Origin of the sequence: Ornithinimicrobium sp. (assembly GCF_051004135.1) — a bacterium.
Classification (GTDB): domain Bacteria; phylum Actinomycetota; class Actinomycetes; order Actinomycetales; family Dermatophilaceae; genus Ornithinicoccus.
This window is the reverse complement of record NZ_JBPCKQ010000076.1, coordinates 1-14,202: the sequence shown is the minus strand read 5'-3', so window position 1 is coordinate 14,202 and position 14,202 is coordinate 1. Positions and strand designations below refer to the sequence as shown.

The following is a 14,202-nucleotide window of genomic DNA, read 5'->3' as shown; positions in this document are numbered from 1 at the left end:
CCCAGGGTCCGCCACCCCGTCGACTCCTCGTTCTCCCACTCCGCCCGGATCTCGATCTCCTTGTCGAGCACATCGGTGACGACCCCGCTGCAGCCGATCTCCGGGGTGCTGGGGGCCAGGGTGCCGGCGTCCTGCAGACAGTGCGTCACCGGTCCCTCCTCGAACACCGCGGAGTTGTTGCAGGCGCTGCCCTGCGAGAACCGCTCCCCGGGACCCTGAACAGTGGTCTCACCGGTCTCCCGTGTGTCGCCGGGCAGGACGAGCTCACAGACCCAGGTGCCCTGCGGCAGCTCCAGGCGACCGACGTTGATGTCGGCGTAGAGCGGCACCTGGTTGCCGACGGACGCCTCGGGGATGTCTGCGCCCACCTGGAAGGCGAGCCCGCCGTCACGGTAGAAGCGCACCTCCAGCGGACCGGCCTGGTCGATCTGGGCGTCGGCGGTGCAGTGCAGCGCGCTGGTGGTGAAGTCGGATGACATCTGCGGGCAGCGGTCGTCCACCGTGTCGTAGGTGTCGTCCCCGCACAGCGCAAGGTTGGTGACTTGGTCGGCGTCCGACGGGTCGGGACCCTGGGCATCGGGGTCGGCCGAGGGCTGCCCCGCGGAGGTGGGTGACTCCTGCTCACTCGTCGTGGGGGACTCCTCCCCGGTCGTGGGGGACTCCTCCTCGGTCGTCGCCGGCGCCTCGCTCGTCGTGGGAGAGGCCGGGGCCTCGGGCTCCACCACCTCGGGGGCGGGATCACCGCAGCCGTTGAGCAGCAGCAGTCCACCGACGGCGGCGGCTGCGGCGCGTCTGCGGATGCCGACCTGTCGATGTCCCCGGATGCTGTGGTCGACCATGATGACTCCCCTTGTCGTCGTCTCGACAGGCTCCGGTCCTGCGGCGCCGGTTTCAGCATAAGCGGGTCGCTTCCGCCGCACTTCCTTGCCGCGGTTTCCGCAGGCACGCGCAGATCTGGCACACTGGGCGGGTACTCGACCGGCCGGCCCCTCTCACCGCGCCTGGACGTGTCCACTTCGAGCGGTCGCACCGCGCGTGCTTCCCCACGCGGTCCTGCGGCTGCTCATCCAGACCAAGAATGAGGAGACACCGCACACGTGGCTGTCAAGATTCGCCTGAAGCGCATGGGCAAGATCCGTGCACCGTTCTACCGCGTCGTCATCATGGACTCCCGCGCCAAGCGCGACGGACGCGCGATCGAGGAGATCGGCAAGTACCAGCCCACCCAGGAGCCGTCGCTGATCGACATCAAATCCGAGCGCGCGCAGTACTGGCTCGGGGTCGGCGCACAGCCCACCGAGCAGGTGCTGGCTCTGCTGAAGATCACCGGTGACTGGGCCAAGCACACCGGCGAGGGTGACCCCGAGGGCACACTGAAGGTGCGCGAGCCCCGCCCCAACAAGCAGGCCCGCTACGAGGCCGCCCTGGCGAAGGCAGAGGGCTCGTCCGACTCCGGCGCCCCGGCCTCCCGCAAGTCCGCGAAGGCCGAGGAGCCGAAGGGCGCGAAATCGGCCAAGGCCGAGGAGCCGAAGTCCGCGAAGGCCGAGGAGCCGAAGGCCGAGGCTGAGAAGACTGAGGAGTCCACGGCGGAGACGGCCACGGCCGAGGAGCCCGAGGGCACCACCGGCGAGGACGCCCAGCAGCCGGCGCAGTCCGGCGCTGAGGCCTGAGCATGCTCGAGGAGGCCCTGGAGCACCTGGTCAAGGGCATCGTCGACCATGACGGCGACGTTGTCGTGCGGCAGAAGAACGCCCGATTCGGCGACGTGCTCGAGGTCCGGGTCCACCCCGACGACCTCGGACGCGTGATCGGCCGCCGCGGGCGCACCGCCGGCGCGCTGCGCACCGTGCTCGGCGCGCTGTCCGGCGGCAAGAAGGTGCGGGTCGACATCGTCGACACCGACCGGATCCGCTGACCGACGCTCGCTCGGCAGGCCCATGGTTTCGACCCACGTGGTGGCCCGCATCGGCAAGCCGCACGGGCTGCGCGGTGAGGTGACGGTCCAGACGCACACCGACCGCCCGGAGCATCGGTTCGTCGAGGGTGCACAGTTCGCCACCGACCCCTCCGACCCGGGACCGCTGACCATCGCGACGGTCCGGCAGCACCAGGGGGTCTTCCTGCTCGGCTTCGAGGGCGTGCGCGACCGCAGCGCCGCCGAGGCGCTGCGGGACACACGTCTGCTGTCCGGTGACGTCCGCTCGCAGGACCAGGGGGGCGGAGCTCGCAGCGACGCGGACGTCGATGACGAGGGTTGGTATGAGGAGGAGCTGCTCGGCCTCCCTGTCACGCTCCTCGACGGGACCGTGCTCGGCGAGGTGAGCGCGCTGCATACCCGCGACGTGCAGGACCTGCTCGGGGTCCGGCTCCCGGACGGGCGCGACGCCCTGGTGCCCTTCGTGGAGCAGATCGTCACCGAGATCGTGCTCCCGGACGACGGGGGCGACCAGGGCGCGGCACGGGTCGTCGTCGACCCCCCGGCCGGCCTGCTGGATCTCGACGCGACGGGGGAGTGAGCGCAGGTGCGGATCGACGTCCTGAGTATCTTCCCGGACTACCTCGCACCCCTTGACCTGTCCCTCATCGGCCGCGCCCGACGGGAGGGCCTGCTGGACGTGCGCACCCACGACCTGCGCGCGTGGACCCACGACCGGCATCGCACGGTCGACGACACGCCCTACGGCGGCGGCCCCGGCATGGTGATGCGCCCCGAGCCGTGGGGGGAGGCCCTCGATGAGGTATGCGGTGCCGCTTCCCCCGGTCGGATGCCGCACCTGGTCATCCCGGGGCCGGGTGGGGCTCCCTTCACCCAGGCGGTCGCCGAGGCCCTGGCGACCGAGCCGTGGCTGGTCTTCGGCTGCGGCCGCTACGAGGGGATCGACGAGCGGGTGCACGACGAGTACGCCGACCAGATGCCGGTGTCCGTCCTGTCCCTGGGCGACTACGTGCTGAACGGTGGCGAGGTCGCGGCCCTCGCGATGATCGAGGCGATCGCGCGGCTCGTGCCCGGCGTGCTCGGCAACGCCGAGTCGCTGGCCGAGGAGTCACACACCGGCGGGCTGCTGGAGTACCCCGGCTACACCAAGCCCCCGATCTGGCGGGGTCGCGAGGTCCCCGCCGTGCTCCGGTCGGGGGACCACGAGGCGATCGCCCGATGGCGCGCCGCCCAGCGCCGGGAGCGCACCGTGCGGCGACGCCCCGACCTGCTCGACGGGATGGCCGTCCTGGCCTTGGACGACCTGGGCGATCTGGACCTGCGGCTCGCGGTGCCCGCCGACGCCGGGGAGATTCTCACCCTGTCCCGCGCCTGCTGGCTGCAGGAGGGCCGCGACCACGACAGCTTCGCCATCCCCGCGCTGACCGACGACCTGGACCAGGTCCGCGCCGACCTGACGCGGTGGTGTACCTGGGTGGTGCGGGCCGAGGGCCGGCTGATCGGCTCGGTGCGTGCCCGGCGAGAAGGCACGGTCTGGGACATCGGGCGGCTCATGGTGGCCCCCGACCTGCAGCGCCGGGGACTGGGCCGGGCGCTGCTGGAGCACGCCGAGGCCGCCGCCCCGGACGACGTCACCGGGTTCGCGCTCATCACCGGGGCCCACTCGGCGGCCAACCTGCGGATGTACCGGCGGGCCGGCTACCGGATCGGGGAGCGCTCGGCATACCGCGGGGTGCCCACGGTGGCCCTGCACAAGCCGCATCCGGGGCGGCCAGGCGATTTCCAGCCGTGACCCGGCTGTGGCAGACTGGATCCTTGCGTCCACATCGGACTCCCCATTCCTCGTGCCCCTGCCACAGGGGGAGCGTGCGAGCAGCCCGAGGGGACGCGACCTCAGTCAGCCAGCCGCCCGGCATACCTCGGGGGGCCGACCGCCGTGGGTGACCTGTGGCACCTGCGAGAAAGCGAAGCGATCATGCACAAGCTCGACCTCGTGGACGCCGCCAGCCTCCGTGACGACATGCCGGACTTCCGCGCCGGCGACACCATCAACGTGCACGTCAAGGTCATCGAGGGCAACCGCTCCCGCGTCCAGGTCTTCAAGGGCATCGTGATCCGCCGCCACGGCGGGGGGATCGGCGAGACCTACACCGTCCGCAAGATCAGCTTCGGGGTGGGCGTCGAGCGCACCTTCCCGCTGCACTCGCCCAACGTCGACAAGGTCGAGCTGGTCTCCCGCGGCGACGTGCGCCGCGCCAAGCTCTACTACCTGCGCAACCTGCGCGGCAAGGCGGCCCGGATCCGCGAGAAGCGCGAGACCACGCCCAGCCGCTGAGCGCATGCGGCATTCGTCCAGGGGCGGAGGTTAGTGTCGGGGTCGGCGGGCCTCCGCCGACTTCGACCCTCGGTGAAGGACCAGCGCAGTGACGGATGAGACCCCCGCGCCTCCCGCCCAGGGGGAGGACGCGCCTGGCGACGACCGCGCCGGCGATGCGTCCGGCGGCGGTCCGCTCTGGCGGTTCGTGCGTGAGCTGCTCATTATCGCCGTCATCGCGCTGGTCATCTCGTTCGTGATCAAGACCTTCCTGGTGCAGGCCTTCTGGATCCCCTCCGGCTCCATGGAGGAGACGCTCGAAGTAGGCGACCGGGTGCTGGTCAGCAAGATCCAGGCCGGTCCGACGGGCATCGACCGCGGTGACATCGTGGTCTTCGAGGACCCCGGCGGCTGGCTCCCGACCAGCACCGAGCCCGCCCGGGGGCCGGTGCTGGACGTCGTGGTCTCCACCTTGGAGTTCGTCGGCCTGGCGGCCACCGCCGAGGGCAACCACCTGATCAAGCGCGTGATCGGCAAGGCCGGCGACCGCGTGGAGTGCTGCGACGCGCAGGGGCGGATGAGTGTCAACGGCCAGCCCCTGGAGGAGGACTACCTCTACCCGGGCGACGCGCCGAGCCAGCAGCCGTTCGACGTGACGGTGGCCGACGACAGCATCTGGGTGATGGGCGATCACCGCACCAACTCCCGCGACTCCCGCGCCAACGACGACGGCAGTGGCGCCACCGGATCGGTGCCCACCGACCACGTGGTCGGTCAGGCGATGACCCTGGTGTGGCCGCTGGGGCGGGCCGAGTGGTTCGACAACCCGACCACGCTGACCTCGGTGCCCGACCCGTGAGCACCGTCGCCGGTGTCCGGGCCACGAGAGGGCAGCACAGCCGCAAGCCGAGTCTGCGGCTCGAGCGGTCGCTGCAGCGCGAGGGGTATGCCGTGCTGGTCGGGATGGACGAGGTCGGTCGCGGTGCGCTCGCCGGCCCGGTGAGCGTGGGGGTCGTGGCCATCGACGGCACGTGCCGGTCCGCGCCGACCGGGGTCAAGGACTCCAAGCTGTTGTCCGCCGCAGCGCGGGAGCGGATGGTGCCCCGGATTAAGCGGTGGTGCCTGAGCTGGGGGGTCGGGCACGCCTGGCCGCAGGAGATCGACGACCACGGCATCATGACCGGTCTGCGCCTGGCGGGGCAGCGGGCGCTGACCGCTCTGGCGGACCTCACCCCCGATCTGGTCTTGCTGGATGGCAACCACGACTGGCTCACGGACCCGCAGCAGGTCGGGCTGCTGGGCTTCCTGGAGGACCACACCCCGGTGGGACCACCGGTGCGGACCCTGATCAAGGCCGACCTGCGCTGCTCCTCCGTCGCTGCGGCCAGTGTGCTGGCCAAGGTGACCCGCGACGCCCTGATGCTCGACCTCGATCCTGAGCACCCGGCATACCGGTGGGCGGACAACAAGGGGTATGCCGCGCCGGAGCACCAGGCCGCGTTGCGTGAGCACGGGCCGTGTGGGCACCATCGACGCAGCTGGAACCTGACCGGGGCGCAGGAGGTGGAGAGTGAGCGCTGAGGATCTGGAGCGCTACGAGACCGACATGGAGCTGGCGCTCTACCGCGAGTACCGCGACGTGGCAGGGTTGTTCAGCCACGTCGTGGAGACCGAGCGCCGGTTCTACCTGGCCAACGAGGTCGACGTGCAGGTGCGCACGGGAGACGGGGAGACCTGGTTCGAGGTGACGATGAGCGATGCGTGGGTGTGGGACGTCTACCGGCCGGCGCGGTTCGTCAAGAACGTACGGGTGATCACGTTCAAGGACGTCAACGTCGAGGAGCTGGCCCAGGCCGACCTGGAGATCCCCAAGAGCGGCTTCTCCGAGTAGTCGAGCGGCCCCCCACGGCCCCGCTGGCGGGCTGTTGTCAACATCCCTTCCGGGCGGGTCGGGTCATCCACAGCCTGGCCTCGGGGGCTCGCGCTCCACGTGGTCCGTGGCCAGGCTGGCCGCGGAGGTGGTGCAGATGAACGGGTGGCAGATGAGCGTGCTGCGGATCAGCATGTCGGCGATGAGTCCTGCGCGGCGGTGAGCTCCGGCGGCATGCCGCACCGGCTGGCCAGGGCCGTGGGTGACTTCGGCGAGGACCAGGCGTGCAGGGAGCTGGAGTCTCGCGGCTGGGAGCTGTTGGACCGCAACTGGCGGTGCGCCGCCGGAGAGATCGACATCGTCGCCCGCGACGGCGACACCGTGGTGTTCTGCGAGGTCAAGACCCGGCGGTCGGCACGCTTCGGCTCCCCGGTGGAGGCGGTGACCCCGGCCAAGGCCGCCCGGTTGCGTCGGCTCGCCGGCCTCTGGCTGCGTGCCCGTGCCCGGGACAGGACGGGGGATTCCGGTCCGGGTGGCCCGGCCGGTGCACGCCGCGCGCTGCGAACGGCTGACATCCGGGTCGACGTCATCGGGATCGTGGTGCCCCGGCAGGGGCCGTGCGAGATCGAGCATCTGCGCGGGGTCTGCTGATGGGCTTCGCGCGGACCCAGGCGGTCGGCATCAACGGTGTCGACGGGCACGTCGTCACGGTCGAGGCGCAGGGCAGCGACGGGCTGCCGCACTTCGTGCTCAGCGGACTGCCGGACACGGCGTGTGCCCAGGCCGCCGACCGGGTGCGGGCAGCGACCGCCACCTCGGGGTTGCGGTTGCGACCCCGCCGGTGGACCGTCAACCTGTCGCCGGCAGGAGTGCCCAAGACAGGCAGCGGCTTCGACCTGGCCATCGCCGTGGCCCTCTTGGCCGCGGACGACACCCTCGACCCTGCTGCGGTCGGCGGCACCGCGCACCTGGGCGAGGTCGGGCTGGACGGCTCGATCCGGGCGGTGCCCGGCGTGCTGCCGATGGTCCTGGCCGCGGCGCAGGCCGGGGTGCGGGAGATCATGGTGCCGGCGGCCAGTGCCCGTGAGGCGGCACTGGTCCGTGCGGTCCGGGTGCACGCCGTGCGGAGCCTGACCGACGTCGTCACGCACTACCGGGCCCTCGCGGACGGCTACGCGCCGCCGGACCACATGCCGACGCCCGTGCCGAGTGTGCCGCAGACCCTGCCCGACCTCACCGACGTGGTCGGCCAGGTGGAGGCGCGCACAGCCCTGGAGGTGGCAGCCGCCGGAGGGCACCATCTGCTCCTGCTCGGCCCGCCCGGTGCGGGCAAGACCATGCTCGCCGAGCGGCTCCCGGGCCTGCTACCGCCACTGAGCGAGGCGGCAGCGCTGCAGGTCACCGGCATTCACTCGGTGCTGGGGGTGCTGCCCCGCGACGGGGCCCTGGTGCAGCGGGCGCCGTTCGTCGCCCCGCACCACGGGGCGTCGATGGCCGCCGTGATCGGCGGGGGCAGCGGGCGGGTCCGCCCGGGGGCGGTGTCCCGCGCCCATCATGGGGTGCTGTTCCTGGACGAGGCTCCTGAGTTCCGCCGCGACGTGCTCGACGGTCTGCGCCAACCCGTGGAGTCCGGGGAGGTGGTGATCGCCCGGGCCGACCGGCACGTCCGGCTGCCCGCGCGCTTTCAGCTGGTGCTGGCGGCCAACCCGTGTCCGTGCGGCCGGGGGCACGGCAAAGCAGCGGCGTGCGAGTGCACGCCGCAGGCCCGGCGCAGATACTTCGCCAAGCTGTCCGGCCCGATGCTGGACCGCATCGACCTGCGCATCGGCGTGCAGGCGCTGACCCGGGTGGATCTCGCGGGAGGCGCCGGTGAGCCGACCGAGTCCGTCGCTCGTCGCGTGGCGCAGGCTCGGGCGGCCCAGGAGGCCCGGTGGGCCGGCAGGTCATGGCGGGTCAACGGGGAGGCCCCCGGTCACCATCTGCGCACGAGTGAGCACCGGCTGCCACGTCCTGTCACGCGTGACCTCGACGCCGCGCTGGATCGCGGTGAGCTCACGCTGCGCGGCTACGACCGTTGTCTGCGCGTCGCCTGGACAGTGAGCGACCTCGACGGGAGAGGGTGCCCGACCCGCGACGACACCTGCTTTGCCCTGGCGTTGCGCACCGGATCGGGGTTGGCGGCATGAGGCCGCCCGAGCGCTGTGTGGAGAGCGCCGGCGATGAGGCGGTGCGCCGATGAGCGCGGCGCCGACACTGCCGACGGGCAGGACCGGCGACGAGCGTCGAGCCCGGATGGCCTGGGCCCGGATCGCCGAGCCGGACGACAAGCTCGCCCGGCAGATCATCGCGGTCTACGGCCTGGTCGACGGTCTGGACATCGCCCGAAGGGGGAGCGCCGCCGGCATCACCGGGCTGTCCGACCGCTTCCAGGCCCGGCTCGACACCCTCGACGTCAACCGTGATCTGGTGATCGCCGATCGGGTCGGTGCCCGGGTGCTCGTGCCGGGTGACCCGGAGTGGCCCCTGGTGGTGGACGGCCTGGAGATGCCGCCGTGGGCACTGTGGGTGCAGGGCCCGCTTGACCTGCAGGAGGTGACCCAGCGCAGTGTCGCGGTGGTCGGGGCTCGGGCTTGCACGGCCTACGGCAGCTCGGCCACCAGTGAGATCGCCGCCGGCATGGCCGACCGCGGCTTTGCGGTCGTCTCCGGGGGCGCGTTCGGCATCGACGCCGCCGCGCACCGGGCCGCTCTCGCCGTTGACGGAGCCACCGTCTCGGTGCTGGCCTGCGGGGTCGACCGGTCCTATCCGGCGGCGCACACGCAGCTGCTCGACCACATCCGGCGCTGCGGTGCGGTGGTCAGCGAGATGCCGCCGGGGTCTGCGCCGATGCGCACGCGGTTCCTGGCCCGCAACCGGGTCATCGCCGCTCTGGGTGCCGGCACGGTCCTCGTGGAGGCCGGCTTGCGCTCGGGCGCCCGCAGCACCGTCTCGGCCACCCTGGACCTCAATCGTCCCGTCGGCGCCGTGCCTGGACCGGTCACCTCCATGGTCTCGGCGGGCTGCCACGAGGAGATCCGCCGGGAGCGGGCGACGCTGGTCACCGACGCCGCGGAGGTCGCCGACCTCGTGGGCGGGATCGGCGCGGACCTGGCCCCCGACAAGCGCGGTCCGGAGCTGCCCCGGGACGGCCTCGACGGCGTGGCGCAGCGGGTCTGGCAGAGCCTGCCGGGGCCCCGCATGAGTGCGATGAGCGTCGATGCGTTGACCCGGGTCGCGGGTCTGGGCGCCGCCGAGACGATCGGTGCGCTGGGCCGTCTCGACGTCGCCGGCCAGGCGCAGCGCAAGGGGCACGGATGGGTGCGCCGCTGATGACCCGATCACGGATGCCGCTGCCGATGACCCGCATGCCGCACCGGATGATCGTCCATGTCCGGGTCGCGCGCCTCGTGACGGTCTTGCTCATGGCGGTCTTGCTCGGGGTGGGTGGCCTGGTGACTCCGTCGGTGGGCACGTCGTGGGCACAGGCACCCGACGATGAGCGGACGCCTCCGGGAGCGTCGACGCTGGTCATGGGTCTGGCACACCTACGCGACGCCTTGGTCGTCGCCTCCCGGCAGGTAACACGCGAGGGAGCCGTCTGGGAGTGGCCGCTGACCGGGCAGCCCGCGGTGGTGCACCGGTTCGACGCTCCCGAGCAGCGTTGGCTGCGGGGCCACCGGGGCATCGACCTCGGCGCGTTCGCCGGCGAGCCGGTGCGCGCCGTGGCCGACGGGATCGTCGCCTTCAGCGGGGTGATCGCCGGCGTCGGTGTCGTCTCGGTGCAGCATCCGGACGGGCTGCGCAGCACCTATCAGCCGGTCCAGGACCGTGTCGAGCGTGGCGAGCACGTGCGGGCCGGACAGGTGTTGGCCACCCTGGGCCCCGGCGGCCACTGCGTGGTGCGCGCCTGCCTGCACCTGGGCGCCAAGCGCGGGGACACCTACCTCGACCCTCTGTTGTTGTTGCAGCGCTGGGAGGTGTCGCTTCTGCCGCTGGACTGACCGGTCTGCACCGTCAGCCGAGACGCCCGGATTCTCGCATCTTCGCGGCGAGCTCGTCGATGTCGAGGTGGTCGCCGGATGTGAGAGCAACCTGGCCGACACGGTGAGCCTTCAGCAGTTCCGGGTCAGCCAGAACCGCCCTCGTCGCCTCTCGCGCGCCATGGTCATCGTCCGACCTGCCTCCATTCTCGCGCAGCTCATCAAGGCTGGTGCGGTCCCCGGGGCGTGCTCACGCGCGGGGGTGTGCTTGTCGGTATGCCGTGCGGAGGCGCTCGGTCGAGACGTGGGTGTACAGCTGGGTCGTGGCGAGGCTGGCGTGACCGAGCACCTCCTGCACCGTGCGGATGTCGGCGCCACCGTCGAGCAGGTGGGTCGCTGCGCTGTGCCGAAGTCCGTGCGGGCCCAGGTCGGGGGCGTCGGGCACGCTGCGCAACAGCTCGTGCACGACAGTGCGGACCTGTCGGGCGTTGACTCGTGCGCCGCGCCGACCGAGAAAAAGCGCGGGCCCCGAGCGGTCGCCGGCCAACCGGGGGCGTCCCCCGTCCAGGTAGGCCTGAATCGCGCGGGCAGCCGGTGTCCCGAAGGGCACGATGCGCTGCTTATCGCCCTTGCCGGTGACCCGCGCCGTCCGGTCGGCCAGGTCGATGTCGTCGACGTCCAGACCGGTCAGCTCGCCGACCCGGATCCCCGTGGCGTAGAGCAGCTCGAGCATGGCGCGGTTGCGGATGTGCACCGGGTCGTCGTCGTCGCTGGCCACAGCTGCGACCCCCATTAGCGCGTCAGCTTGCCGCTGGGCCAGGACACCGGGCAGGTGCCGTTCCTTGCCCGGCGCGGTGAGGCGCAGCGAGGGGTCGTGGTCGAGGTGGCCCTGGCGTTGGGCCCACCGGAAGAACGTCTTGACGCTCGCCGACCGTCGAGACACTGTCGAACGGGCCGCCCCGTCGGCGGACTGAGCACCCAACCAAGCGCGCAGGTCGCCGAACCGGACCTCGCGCAGATCCGGCACGGCACCTGCTTGCAGGAAGGAGTCGAGCGAGCGCAGGTCACCCAGGTAGGCGCGCACGGTGTGCGCCGAGCGGCCACGTTGAATGATGAGCCACTGCTCGAAGTCGGCGAGCAACGCCTCGTCGATGACGCGGTGATCGCCTTCCGTGCTCACGTTTCTACCGTCGCACGGATGGTCCCTTGTGATCCGCAACCGGGCCGCCCCTGGGCATGGGTCAATGCGGGACGTCCCCTTGCTCGCGCCGCGTCCGTGACTTCCGGACCGGAGCTGCTTTGCCGGAAGCGATCAGGGCTGTCCGAGATGAGTCGTCGAGCGTGCGCGGAGAACCGGTGAGACGGACTTGCTGGTTTCGACCCCAATCTCAATGATGGGCTTCATGAGTGACTTCGAGCTCAGTCTGATGCCGACCGATCCTTGGTGGCGACCAGACCCGGAGTCGTGGGGGGAGGCCGAGCGCCGCTTGATCTCTCTCGTTCCCCGAGGCGAGGTGAGCGCGGAGCTGCTGGCGCAGGCTCAGCTCAACGTGACCCCACCGCCTTCGGCGCGCTGATCGGGTGCCCCCGGTGTGGTGCGGGGCACAGCTTCGAGTGGTGGGACCAGCAGGCGACCGAGGCGTGCCGGCGACTTGACTGCGGCGCGACCAGGGCGCTCGATGTCCGGATGCAGTGTTGTGCGGCGTAGATCAGCCTCAACGACCTCGAGTACGACGACACGATCGGCTGGGCCAGTTGCGCCTTGGTTGTCTTGAACCCCTCGCGCGGCGGGATCCTCCCTGACTCAGAGTTGCGGTGGATCCAGGACGGCCTCGGACATCCGATGCGGCAGGTCTACAGGCACTTCTGAGAGGGCTCGGTCCTTCTGAACGATCTGTCGTTCGACGCTCGGGCCCGCACACCGTCGTCGCTGGCCACAGCAGCGACACCCATCAGCGCGTCAGCCTGCCGCTGGGGCAGGCCCCGGGCAGGTGCCGATCCTTGCCCGACGCAGCGAGGGTCTTGGTCGGTCAGGTGCACGATCGGGCCGGTGCGTCATCCGAGGGCACCGAGACGTCGGGCGCCCTCGGTCAACACCGCCTCCTGCTTGCAGAAGGCGAAGCGGACCAGCGAGGCCACGGCCCCGGTCTCGTGGCAGAACGCCGAGACCGGGACGCCGACCACGCCGATCTGCTCGGGCAGGTCGCGACAGAACTGCACGGCGTCGGTGACCCCGAGCGGTGCCATGTCGGCCACGACGAAGTAGCCGCCCTGGCAGGGACCGACCGAGACACCGACGTCGGTGAGCGCCTCGACGAGCACGTCGCGCTTGGCCGCCATGCCCGAGGTGAGCTCGGCGAAGAAGACATCGGGCAGGCCAAGGCCGCGCGCGATGGCCGGCTGGAACGGTCCGGAGGCGGCGAAGGTCAGCATTCCCTTGACCGCCGCGACCGCATCGACCAGCCGAGCGGAGCCGTGGACCCAGCCGACCTTCCACCCGGTGGCCGAGAAGGTCTTGCCGCCGGAGGAGATGGTCAGCGTCCGCTGCGTCATACCCGGGAGGGTGGCCAGGGGGGTATGCCGGCGGCCGTCGAAGGTGAGGTGCTCATAGACCTCGTCGGTGATGACGATCAGGTCGTGCCGGATAGCCACGTCGGCGACGGCCTGCCGCTCAGCGTCGCTGAAGACCTTGCCGGTGGGGTTGTGCGGGTCGTTGAGCACGATGATGCGGGTGCGGTCGGTGACCGCCGCCTCCAGGTCGGCCGGGTCGAAGGACCAGTCCGGGAAGGCCAGGGGGACCGTGCGGTGCACCCCGCCGGCCAGGGCGACCGCGGCGGCATAGATGTCGAAGGAGGGGTCGAAGCTGATGACCTCCTCACCTGGCTCGAGCAGCGCCAGGATCGAGGCGGTCAGTGCCTCGGTGGCCCCGACGGTGACCAGGATCTCGGTCTGCGGATCCGCTTCGAGGTCGTAGAACCGGCGCTGGTGATCGGCGATCGCCTCGAGCAGCACCGGCATTCCGCGGGCCGGGGCGTACTGGTTCAGGCCCCCCTCGATAGAGGCGATGGCGACCTCGCGCAGCTGGGCGGGCGGGTCGTTGTCGGGGAAACCCTGGCCGAGGTTGACCGCGTCGAACTGCAGGGCCCGCTGGGTCATCTCGGCGAAGACGGAGCTGCCGAAGCCGGACATGCGCTCGATCAGTGGGTTGCCCATGGTTGCACCGTACCCAGCGGGCGCCCCGCGGATTTCGGCGAGGCGAGCGCACGGCATACCATGGGGGCACGTCCGGTGTGTCCACGACCCGTGTGAGCGCCTGACGAATTCGCGCACGAGCCCACCGCCGTTTCGAACCGGCGGGGCGTGCCCTCGCGGTCCTGCTCCCTGGAGCAGGTGAGGCCCGTCGCCCGTGCCAGGACCAACTGCACACCACACAGAAAGCGAGACACGGCATGGCCGTCGTCACCCTGCGCCAGCTCCTGGAGAGCGGCGTCCACTTCGGGCACCAGACCCGCCGGTGGAACCCCAAGATGAAGCGCTTCATCATGACCGAGCGCAACGGCATCTACATCATCGACCTGCAGCAGTCGCTGACCTACCTCAACGAGGCCTACGACTTCATCAAGGAGACCGTCGCCCACGGCGGGACCATCCTCTTCGTCGGGACCAAGAAGCAGGCGCAGGAGTCCATTGCCGAGCAGGCGACCCGGGTCGGTATGCCGTACGTCAACCACCGCTGGCTGGGCGGCATGCTCACCAACTTCCAGACCATCTCCAAGCGGCTCACCCGCCTGAAGGAGCTGGAGGAGCTCGACTACGACAACGTGGCGGCCTCCGGCTACACCAAGAAGGAGCTCCTGATCATGCGCCGCGAGAAGGACAAGCTGGACCGCGCGCTCGGCTGCATCCTCGACATGGGCAAGGTTCCCTCCGCGGTGTGGGTCGTCGACACCAAGAAGGAGCACCTGGCCGTCACCGAGGCCCGCAAGCTTGGCGTGCCGGTCATCGCGATCCTGGACACCAACTGCGACCCCGACGAGGTCGACTTCAAGGTGCCGGGCAACGA

General features: G+C 71.1%; 16 protein-coding genes and 1 pseudogene. 14 read left to right on the top strand and 3 right to left on the bottom strand.

The features are described from left to right. Window positions 1-839: pseudogene (locus ACR2FV_RS04465) on the bottom strand (hypothetical protein); the annotation flags it as partial. A gap of 258 nt (window positions 840-1,097) precedes the next feature. On the opposite strand from ACR2FV_RS04465, the gene rpsP reads away from it, so the two are divergent. The 12 genes from rpsP (at window position 1,098) to ACR2FV_RS04405 (ending at window position 10,160) form a co-directional block, all read left to right on the top strand. After that, complete coding sequence (gene rpsP, locus ACR2FV_RS04460; protein ID WP_434014496.1) at window positions 1,098-1,670, top strand: 30S ribosomal protein S16; 573 nt, start codon at window positions 1,098-1,100, stop codon at window positions 1,668-1,670. Window positions 1,671-1,672: 2 nt separating this feature from the next. Continuing rightward, a complete protein-coding gene (locus tag ACR2FV_RS04455) occupies window positions 1,673-1,915 on the top strand; it encodes an RNA-binding protein (protein WP_434014495.1) in 243 nt (80 codons plus the stop codon). Window positions 1,916-1,937: 22 nt separating this feature from the next. Then, window positions 1,938-2,516 carry a ribosome maturation factor RimM gene (gene rimM, locus ACR2FV_RS04450; protein ID WP_434014494.1) on the top strand — a complete coding sequence of 193 codons (579 nt, stop codon included), beginning with the start codon at window positions 1,938-1,940 and terminating at the stop codon, window positions 2,514-2,516. A 6-nt stretch (window positions 2,517-2,522) separates the two neighbouring features. Further along, complete coding sequence (gene trmD / locus ACR2FV_RS04445) at window positions 2,523-3,728, top strand: tRNA (guanosine(37)-N1)-methyltransferase TrmD (RefSeq protein ID WP_434014493.1); 1,206 nt, start codon at window positions 2,523-2,525, stop codon at window positions 3,726-3,728. A 183-nt stretch (window positions 3,729-3,911) separates the two neighbouring features. Beyond that, on the top strand, window positions 3,912-4,271 hold the full coding sequence (gene rplS / locus ACR2FV_RS04440; RefSeq protein ID WP_434014492.1) for a 50S ribosomal protein L19: 360 nt from the start codon (window positions 3,912-3,914) through the stop codon (window positions 4,269-4,271). 88 nt (window positions 4,272-4,359) lie between these two features. After that, entirely contained in the window at window positions 4,360-5,109 is a 750-nt protein-coding gene (gene lepB / locus ACR2FV_RS04435) for a signal peptidase I (RefSeq protein ID WP_434014491.1), read from the top strand. Then, on the top strand, window positions 5,106-5,831 hold the full coding sequence (locus ACR2FV_RS04430) for a ribonuclease HII (RefSeq protein ID WP_434014490.1): 726 nt from the start codon (window positions 5,106-5,108) through the stop codon (window positions 5,829-5,831). Before lepB ends, ACR2FV_RS04430 begins: the two co-directional genes overlap by 4 nt. Then, window positions 5,821-6,141 (top strand): DUF2469 domain-containing protein, encoded by a 321-nt coding sequence (locus tag ACR2FV_RS04425; RefSeq protein WP_434014489.1) that lies wholly within the window; start codon window positions 5,821-5,823, stop codon window positions 6,139-6,141. Before ACR2FV_RS04430 ends, ACR2FV_RS04425 begins: the two co-directional genes overlap by 11 nt. A gap of 144 nt (window positions 6,142-6,285) precedes the next feature. Beyond that, window positions 6,286-6,771: a YraN family protein gene (locus tag ACR2FV_RS04420; RefSeq protein WP_434014488.1), complete on the top strand. Its 486-nt coding sequence runs from the start codon at window positions 6,286-6,288 to the stop codon at window positions 6,769-6,771. Continuing rightward, window positions 6,771-8,306, top strand: coding sequence for a YifB family Mg chelatase-like AAA ATPase (locus ACR2FV_RS04415; protein WP_434014487.1), 1,536 nt, complete (start codon window positions 6,771-6,773; stop codon window positions 8,304-8,306). Before ACR2FV_RS04420 ends, ACR2FV_RS04415 begins: the two co-directional genes overlap by 1 nt. Window positions 8,307-8,355: 49 nt before the next feature. After that, on the top strand, window positions 8,356-9,489 hold the full coding sequence (gene dprA / locus ACR2FV_RS04410) for a DNA-processing protein DprA (protein WP_434014486.1): 1,134 nt from the start codon (window positions 8,356-8,358) through the stop codon (window positions 9,487-9,489). Next, complete coding sequence (locus ACR2FV_RS04405; RefSeq protein WP_434014485.1) at window positions 9,489-10,160, top strand: M23 family metallopeptidase; 672 nt, start codon at window positions 9,489-9,491, stop codon at window positions 10,158-10,160. The genes dprA and ACR2FV_RS04405 overlap by 1 nt, the downstream gene beginning before the upstream one ends. 229 nt (window positions 10,161-10,389) lie before the next feature. On the opposite strand, the gene ACR2FV_RS04400 is transcribed toward ACR2FV_RS04405, so the two are convergent. Continuing rightward, on the bottom strand, window positions 10,390-11,319 hold the full coding sequence (locus ACR2FV_RS04400) for a tyrosine recombinase XerC (protein ID WP_434014484.1): 930 nt from the start codon (window positions 11,317-11,319) through the stop codon (window positions 10,390-10,392). Between the two features lie 223 nt (window positions 11,320-11,542). On the opposite strand from ACR2FV_RS04400, the gene ACR2FV_RS04395 reads away from it, so the two are divergent. Continuing rightward, the gene (locus ACR2FV_RS04395) at window positions 11,543-11,716 is read left to right on the top strand and encodes a hypothetical protein (RefSeq protein ID WP_434014483.1); all 174 of its coding nucleotides are present in this window, start codon (window positions 11,543-11,545) and stop codon (window positions 11,714-11,716) included. 478 nt (window positions 11,717-12,194) lie between these two features. On the opposite strand, the gene ACR2FV_RS04390 is transcribed toward ACR2FV_RS04395, so the two are convergent. Further along, entirely contained in the window at window positions 12,195-13,352 is a 1,158-nt protein-coding gene (locus ACR2FV_RS04390) for an aminotransferase class I/II-fold pyridoxal phosphate-dependent enzyme (RefSeq protein ID WP_434014482.1), read from the bottom strand. 236 nt (window positions 13,353-13,588) lie between these two features. Here ACR2FV_RS04390 and rpsB point away from each other — a divergent pair. Continuing rightward, on the top strand, window positions 13,589-14,202 hold a 614-nt coding region (rpsB, locus tag ACR2FV_RS04385; protein WP_434014481.1), incomplete at its 3' end, for a 30S ribosomal protein S2.

Bases quoted from the DNA above. Each gene is read 5' to 3' on its own strand.
- ACR2FV_RS04455 (WP_434014495.1), top strand. From the start codon at position 1,673: ATGCTCGAGGAGGCCCTGGAGCACCTGGTCAAGGGCATCGTCGACCAT.
- rimM (WP_434014494.1), top strand. From the start codon at position 1,938: ATGGTTTCGACCCACGTGGTGGCCCGCATCGGCAAGCCGCACGGGCTG.
- rplS (WP_434014492.1), top strand. From the start codon at position 3,912: ATGCACAAGCTCGACCTCGTGGACGCCGCCAGCCTCCGTGACGACATG.
- ACR2FV_RS04415 (WP_434014487.1), top strand. From the start codon at position 6,771: ATGGGCTTCGCGCGGACCCAGGCGGTCGGCATCAACGGTGTCGACGGG.
- dprA (WP_434014486.1), top strand. From the start codon at position 8,356: ATGAGCGCGGCGCCGACACTGCCGACGGGCAGGACCGGCGACGAGCGT.
- ACR2FV_RS04405 (WP_434014485.1), top strand. From the start codon at position 9,489: ATGACCCGATCACGGATGCCGCTGCCGATGACCCGCATGCCGCACCGG.
- ACR2FV_RS04395 (WP_434014483.1), top strand. From the start codon at position 11,543: ATGAGTGACTTCGAGCTCAGTCTGATGCCGACCGATCCTTGGTGGCGA.
- ACR2FV_RS04390 (WP_434014482.1), bottom strand. From the start codon at position 13,352: ATGGGCAACCCACTGATCGAGCGCATGTCCGGCTTCGGCAGCTCCGTC.